Origin of the sequence: Glutamicibacter sp. AOP38-B1-38 (genome assembly GCF_052377485.1) — a bacterium.
Classification (GTDB): domain Bacteria; phylum Actinomycetota; class Actinomycetes; order Actinomycetales; family Micrococcaceae; genus Glutamicibacter.
Map to the genome: position 1 here is coordinate 99,066 of NZ_JBQSWU010000015.1, position 6,585 is coordinate 105,650.

Annotated in this window: 6 protein-coding genes and 1 tRNA gene; 4 read left to right on the forward strand and 3 right to left on the reverse strand. The window is 57.0% G+C overall.

Going from position 1 to position 6,585, the window contains the following annotated elements; genetic code table 11:
- Positions 1-446: 446 nt before the first annotated feature.
- A complete protein-coding gene (locus ACT3TP_RS10705) occupies positions 447-764 on the forward strand; it encodes a hypothetical protein (RefSeq protein WP_444620574.1) in 318 nt (105 codons plus the stop codon).
- Positions 765-812: 48 nt separating this feature from the next.
- On the opposite strand, the gene ACT3TP_RS10710 is transcribed toward ACT3TP_RS10705, so the two are convergent.
- The 3 genes from ACT3TP_RS10710 to pepN form a co-directional block, all read right to left on the reverse strand.
- Positions 813-1,313 carry a globin gene (locus ACT3TP_RS10710; protein WP_444620575.1) on the reverse strand — a complete coding sequence of 167 codons (501 nt, stop codon included), beginning with the start codon at positions 1,311-1,313 and terminating at the stop codon, positions 813-815.
- A gap of 16 nt (positions 1,314-1,329) precedes the next feature.
- Positions 1,330-1,797 carry an OsmC family protein gene (locus tag ACT3TP_RS10715; RefSeq protein ID WP_096285082.1) on the reverse strand — a complete coding sequence of 156 codons (468 nt, stop codon included), beginning with the start codon at positions 1,795-1,797 and terminating at the stop codon, positions 1,330-1,332.
- A 125-nt stretch (positions 1,798-1,922) separates the two neighbouring features.
- Positions 1,923-4,469 carry an aminopeptidase N gene (pepN, locus tag ACT3TP_RS10720; RefSeq protein WP_444620578.1) on the reverse strand — a complete coding sequence of 849 codons (2,547 nt, stop codon included), beginning with the start codon at positions 4,467-4,469 and terminating at the stop codon, positions 1,923-1,925.
- A 268-nt stretch (positions 4,470-4,737) separates the two neighbouring features.
- Between pepN and ACT3TP_RS10725 the strand changes: the two genes are divergently transcribed.
- The 3 genes from ACT3TP_RS10725 to ACT3TP_RS10735 all read left to right on the forward strand — a co-directional run bounded on the left by ACT3TP_RS10725 (position 4,738) and on the right by ACT3TP_RS10735 (position 6,443).
- Entirely contained in the window at positions 4,738-5,211 is a 474-nt protein-coding gene (locus tag ACT3TP_RS10725; RefSeq protein ID WP_096285078.1) for a ribose-5-phosphate isomerase, read from the forward strand.
- Between the two features lie 2 nt (positions 5,212-5,213).
- On the forward strand, positions 5,214-6,182 hold the full coding sequence (locus tag ACT3TP_RS10730) for an Fpg/Nei family DNA glycosylase (protein ID WP_444620576.1): 969 nt from the start codon (positions 5,214-5,216) through the stop codon (positions 6,180-6,182).
- 187 nt (positions 6,183-6,369) lie between these two features.
- Positions 6,370-6,443, forward strand: a tRNA-Gly gene (locus ACT3TP_RS10735).
- The last annotated feature ends 142 nt before the right edge of the window (positions 6,444-6,585 follow it).

A 6,585-nucleotide genomic window follows, 5' to 3' on the forward strand; every position in this document is an offset into this window, starting at 1 on the left:
AAGTGTCAAGAATCTCGCGACAGCACCGCACGACGGAGCCGGCATATGACGAAAATGCTTGCTTGCACCGGATGATTAGGATCAAGTCATGAGACGATTGGCCTATGGTCAGTGACGCACTTGTTTTTGAAGATTCCAATTCAGTAAGCGATTTAGCCAACCTGCTGAGCAGGGCAAAGGCAATTGAAGATGACGGAGCCTTGCTGACCGCTAGAGGCACTGCCCTTGCGGTTTATGTTCCGGTTCTAGTCCCGGCCGAGCTAGGCCAGGGCAATTACACCATTCTTGGTATGCGTGTGCATCGGTTAGCCGTGGCGGGCGCGGTAAATGCTTGCTATTCTTTCTCCGCAATTCAGGATCGCTTGGCGCGAATGGGCGATGCATCCACCGAATTCGTGTTGCCGCCAGTGGAAGAAAATCCCAGGTGGGCAGGTATTACCGTTCCAATGTCTGGGTGGGAAGATGCTGGGAGCGTTCCTGATGACGTTCTATCCGCAGCCACGCAGACAGGTATTGACGCGGTAGCCCAAGCTTTACCTGCTAATCCGGGGAAACCTGTCGTAGCGCAAATCCGCCAGCGGGTTTGGTCTTCCGAGCTGGAGAACACCGAGCCGCCTCTGCCCCTTGGCGCCGCATTCGCGATGCATGCCTTGGGATTCCTGACCCCCGGCGGCGAAAGCCGTGTACTGCGCCAGGGGAACTGGATTCGACTCAGCAACGGCCTGGGACATGTGCTGCTGCGCCGTTCGGCCCTGCTTGCCTAGAGGCGAAATCCGCGCCGGTAGTCCCGGCGCGGACTGCCTATCGAGATTTTAGCTTGATGCGTTGAGCAAGGAGTGCGCCGCGCGATCAAAATATTCTCGCAGCGTCTCGGCATGAAGCATTGGCAGCTCCAGCTGATCGATAGCCTTATTCATATGCCCGAGCCAAACATCTCGATTATGCGGGTTGACGAGGTAAGGCATGTGGCGCATGCGCAGGCGTGGATGCCCGCGGTGCTGCGAGTAGGATGTCGGGCCGCCCCAGTACTGCTCAAGGAACAGCTGTAGTCGAATTTGCGCGGGGAAGAGATCCTTCTCCGGATACATTTCCCGGAACTCCGCGTCTTCTGCAACGGAGGCGTAGAAGTTTTTGCTCAGCTGCGCAAAGACTTCGCGGCCGCCTACTTCCGCGTAGAAGGTTCCGGCGTAGTCGGACGCATCCACCGGTGCCTGCGCCAATTGCAGGAATTCTTCACTCGACGGACCGGTAACCACCGGATTGGTCATGGGATCCCGCTTCACGGTGTGGGGCAGTGGGTTCAAATCGCTCATGGGTACTTTCCTGAAATTAAGCGGCAACTGGTTCATGGAGAACCGGAAAATTCACGGATCTAGCGATGAAACATACCTTATTGGCTTGCTGATGGAGAGAATCCGCGAGTTCTCGTTGGGACTCATCGGCTAACTGAACCTGCGGGCGGAGAATCACCTCGGTAAATTCTCCACTGTTATCTCGGTTCAACCGCAAGCTACCGGAAGCCTGGTCCTGATAGCTGGTGACAACAACTCCATGGGTCACGGCTACATGGAGATAGGAGAGCATATGGCATTGGCTCAAGGCCGCCAACAAGAGCTGTTCGGGGTTCCAGCGATCGGGGCTGCCATGAAAAGTCGGATCGGCCGTGCCCGCGATGTCGGGTAGCCCGGCCGCGCGGATGATGTGCTCACGGCCGTAGTCACGATAGCTGGTGGTGCCAGCTCCGTGATTACCTGTCCACTCTATGTCGACTCGATAGCTGTGCTGCGAGAGGTCCATGCTGCTATTCTCCCACCCTTTAAAATGCTTGTGGTGTGCGGTGTGGCACAATGGCTGGTTTCCGTACCTACTAGGTACCATAACCCCATCGAGCCACACCGCACACCACCGGTGCAAACTAAAAGTTAGGCTTCGGCGTCCGTGGCCTGTGCGGCCAGCGCCCGAACCACATCTGCTTTGCTTTCAACCAGCAGTCGGCGCATGGCCGGATGCTTTTCACCTAGCGCCGACAAAAACGCATCGGTGCGTTCGATGGTCTGCACGGAGACCATAGAGGAAGGGTAGAAACCGAGCACGATCTGCTTCGCCATTTCATGGGAAAAGTTCTCCCACGCATCAATCAGCAGATTAAAGTAATCCTCGGTATAGCTTTCGAGCAGCGAGTTATCGTGGGCAATATTGAATCCGGATATCACCGCGCCTTGCTGATCATTGGATAGTGTCGCCGAGGTCGCTGCGGCAAAGGCCTCGGCCTTCGCCTCGGCTGTCGGTCGAGCTGCCCGGGCGGTGAACCAGCTTGCCTTGCCCTTAGCGGTGTCATCGCTTGCGAGCATCGCGTCGAGGGCTTTCTCATCCATGCGGGATCCGGCAGACAACGCGATCGCCAAGGACCAGCGCAGATCGGTGTCGAGGGTAAGGCCCTGCAACAGAACCGTGCCATTGAGCAAGCCGGCCACCTGGTCGAGCTGGGCCGCGGTGCGCGAACGATGCGCAAAGGCCTTGGCGAACTGAAGCTGGGCATCGGAACCTGCTTCGGCCCGCTGCGCCAATTCCCACAGGCGATCGGCGGCTTGCACCGATAGCTCCTTGGCTTTGTCGCCGGATACGTAGTAATCCATTGCGGTATTCAGCTGGCGCAACAGCACCATGATCACCGAGGAATCAATTTCGTGTCCGATATTGTTGAGCAGCAGTTGCACATAGGCGCTAGCCGGGGTCTCAGCATCGCGCACCGCATCCCAAGCTGCGCTCCACACCAAGGTGCGCGGCAATGACTCGGTGAAGTCCTTCAAATGCTCGCTGGCGGTAGCCAGCGAGATCTCATCCAGACGAATCTTGGTGTAGGTCAGGTCATCGTCGTTAAGCAAGACCAGATCGGGTCGCTGCATTCCTACAAGCGTTGGAACTTCAGTGGCCGGGCCAGCAACATCGAGCTCCTCGCGGTGTACACGGACGAGCTTGCCCTGCTCATCGAGGGTGTAGAAGCCTACCGCCAGCCGGTGCTTGCGCAGTGTTGGGAACTGTTCGATGGCCGACTGGTTAATGGTGAATCCGGTGATGCATCCGGAATCATCGGTGGAAATGTCCGCCTTCAAAGTATTCACGCCGGCCGTCTCCAACCAGGAGGTGCCCCAATCGCTCAAATCACGCCCGCTTGCCGACTCAAGCTCGGTCAGCAAGTCTGGCAGCTCGGTGTTGGACCATGCATGCTTTTTGAAATACTCGCGCACACCGGCCATGAATTCTTCTTGGCCAACGAAGGCCACCAGCTGGCGCAGCACCGAAGCGCCCTTGGCATAGGTGATGCCGTCGAAGTTGACTTCCACATCTTCCAAATCGTTGATCTCGGCAACGATCGGATGGGTGCTCGGAAGCTGGTCCTGGCGGTAGGCCCAGTTCTTTTCCATGATGTTGAAGGTGGTCCAAGAACTGGTGAACTCGGTATTCTGCGCCGCGGCAAGGGTCGACATGAACTCCGCAAAGGATTCATTGAGCCATAGGTCATTCCACCACTTCATGGTGACCAAGTCGCCGAACCACATGTGAGCCAGTTCGTGCAGGATGGTGATCGCTCGGCGTTCCACCATGGCGTGGGTCGGACGGGAGCGGAAGATATATTCTTCGAGGAAGGTAACGGCTCCGGCGTTCTCCATGGCCCCGGCATTAAATTCCGGAACGAAAAGCTGATCGTACTTTTCAAACGGATATGCCACTCCGAAGTTCTTTTCGTAGAATTCGAATCCCTGGCGGGTGATGGTGACGATATCTTCGGTATCCAAATACTGCATCATCGAGGCGCGGGCAAAGACTCCAAGCTCTATGGTGCGGCCGTCGGACGAGACCAGCGAATCCCTTGCAACCTCGTAGGGTCCTGCGATCAGTGCGGTGATGTAGCAAGAGATGCGTTGAGTGGCCGGGAAATCCCAACGTGAGGCCTGGCCATCGACCACTGGCTGAGGTGTTGGCGCGTTTGAAACAACGTTCCACTTCGTCGGGGCCTTCACCGAGAACTGGAAGGTGGCTTTAAGGTCCGGCTGTTCGAATACGGCGAACATGCGGCGGCAGTCGGCGACCTCAAACTGGGAGTAGAGATATACCTCCTGGTCGACTGGGTCTACAAATCGGTGCAGTCCCTCGCCAGTGTTCATATAGCGCGCATCGGCGTCGATCACCAGCACGTTCTGTGCCGCGAGTTCTGGAAGCTGGATCCGTACACCGTCGGAGACGACTGCTGGATCCAGCTCGGTGCCGTTGAGGACCACCGAACGGACGGTGTCGGTGATCGCGTCGATGAAGCTGTTTGCTCCCGGGCTCGCGGTGAAACGTACGGTAGTGCGGGAAGTGAATACGCGGTCGCCCTGGGTTAGGTCCAGACTCACCTCGTAGCTGTCGACATTGATCAGATTCGCGCGCTCGGTTGCTTCGGCGCGCGTGAGGTTCATTCCGGGCATTGGGCTCTCCGTCTTCAGGCGATGAAGTGACATCGCCTCAGTTTCTGAAACGAATATTGAATAACTTCCTCCATTGTGTCACTGGCAACGGGGGAGCACGCAAGTCCTTGACCGCAAAATTTTTTTATGACTGGCAAAATAGTGCGTGCTCATATGAGGTGTCACAGACACTGCGAAACATTGCAGAGTTAGATTCTATGTCCCGGGGGTCGCTAAGCTTGAGGGAGCATTAAACCGGCTTTCCTCCCAATGAATGAGGCAATAAAACATGCGCGTGCATATCGCCACTGACCACGCAGGTCTGGAACTGAGCGACTTCTTGGTCAAGCACCTCACGGACCGAGGGTACGAAATGGTCAATCACGGGCCGGAGGCCTATGATCCAGAAGATGATTACCCAGCTTTCTGCATTAACGCGGCCCAAGCTGTCGTTGCGGATCAGCGCGCGGGGCTAGACGCCTTGGGTATCGTCCTCGGCGGATCGGGCAATGGCGAACAGATTGCTGCGAACAAGGTGGAAGGCGTGCGCGCAGCGCTAGCGTGGAACCTTGATACCGCGAAGCTTGCTCGCGAGCACAACAATGCAAATGTCATCGCCGTTGGCGGACGCCAGCACTCGGTGGTGGAAGCCGCTGAGCTAATCGAAGCATTCCTGGCTGAACCTTTTAGCGACGCCGAACGACATGTGCGCCGCATCGGCAAAATCGCCTCGTATGAAACAACCGGCGAGGTTATCGACTAACTGTGCCTGAAGGACATTCCCTGCATCGCCTGTCCCGCCAATTCGACGATGTCTTTGGTGGACAGGCGGTACAGGTTTCTTCGCCCCAAGGGCGCTTTGCATCGGATGCCGCTCGCATTGACGGCCACGAGCTAGAGCACGCCTTCGCCAAAGGGAAGCAACTGTTTTGCCGCTTCTCCAACGACCTATATCTGCGGGTGCACTTAGGCCTCTATGGGGCTTTCGACTTTGGCGGCGACAGCCTATTCGCTGGTGCATCGTCCATCGGCGCTCCACGACGCATAGGCGAGCGCGAAGCCAGCATGCAGGAGACTGCGTCGTACTCCGGACCGCCTGCTCCAATCGGAGCGGTCCGTGCTCGCATCGTATCCAAGCATGGCTGGGCGGATCTACGTGGACCTACCGCATGCGAAGTCTTGGACATCGATCAGGTGCAACGGCAGCTAGCGAAGCTTGGGCCGGATCCGCTGGCGGGGGCATCCGCGCGTTTTCAAGCTGCCAAGTGGCAGGTGGAACCAGGCGTAGACCAGCGATACTTGGACGCAGGGCTCAGGGAGTTTCGAGTCAATCTCGCGCGCACCAGCACACCCATCGGCGTCGCGTTGATGAATCAGAACCTGATCAGCGGTGTTGGGAATATTTATCGCGCCGAGGCGCTATTCCGGAATCGTGTTTGCCCAAGCCTTCCGTCCAACCAGCTTTCCGGGCGAACCGCCAACAGATTGTGGTGGGATATTGTCGCCATCATGGAGGACGGGGTCCGCGATGGAAAGATCATTACCACTCGCGAAGAGGATCGTGATCCTGAAGGCGTGCTCTGGCCGGACAACGCCTACTACGTTTATCAGCGTCAGGGGATGGGCTGTCGCAAGTGCCCAGGGAGCATAAGACTCGAAGAAGTGGCTGGTCGGAAACTGTACTGGTGTCCGCGGTGCCAGAAGTTGCCGCGCAGCAAAGACGCTTCACGCTAGGCATCTGGATGCGTGGGTGCGGAATCACTCAGGAGATCCTGGCCCCTCGGCGCGTTATCGCCCCACCGGGCTCCACGTGGTGCTATAGAGGATGCGTCCAAGTCGGAACCCAAATCAGCCGATTTGCATGGACCTAGATTTATGGTCTAGACTAAATTCTGTTCGCGGCGATGAAGTCACGAAATGTGGGGATGTAGCTTAGTGGTAAAGCCTTAGTCTTCCAAACTAATGATGCGGGTTCGATTCCCGTCATCCCCTCCAAATAAAAAGGTCCCGCTGATGCGGGACCTTTTTTTGCGCCGAGGGTCGAATGCTACTTAAACCACGCAGAATTCATTTCCTTCGGGGTCTGCAAGAACCACATGATCCAGTTCACCATTCATGTAGTGCCGCGCCAGTTCAC

Coding starts and splice junctions, on each gene's coding strand:
- ACT3TP_RS10705 (WP_444620574.1), top strand. CDS start 447: ATGTCTGGGTGGGAAGATGCTGGGAGCGTTCCTGATGACGTTCTATCC.
- ACT3TP_RS10710 (WP_444620575.1), bottom strand. CDS start 1,313: ATGAGCGATTTGAACCCACTGCCCCACACCGTGAAGCGGGATCCCATG.
- ACT3TP_RS10715 (WP_096285082.1), bottom strand. CDS start 1,797: ATGGACCTCTCGCAGCACAGCTATCGAGTCGACATAGAGTGGACAGGT.
- pepN (WP_444620578.1), bottom strand. CDS start 4,469: ATGCCCGGAATGAACCTCACGCGCGCCGAAGCAACCGAGCGCGCGAAT.
- ACT3TP_RS10725 (WP_096285078.1), top strand. CDS start 4,738: ATGCGCGTGCATATCGCCACTGACCACGCAGGTCTGGAACTGAGCGAC.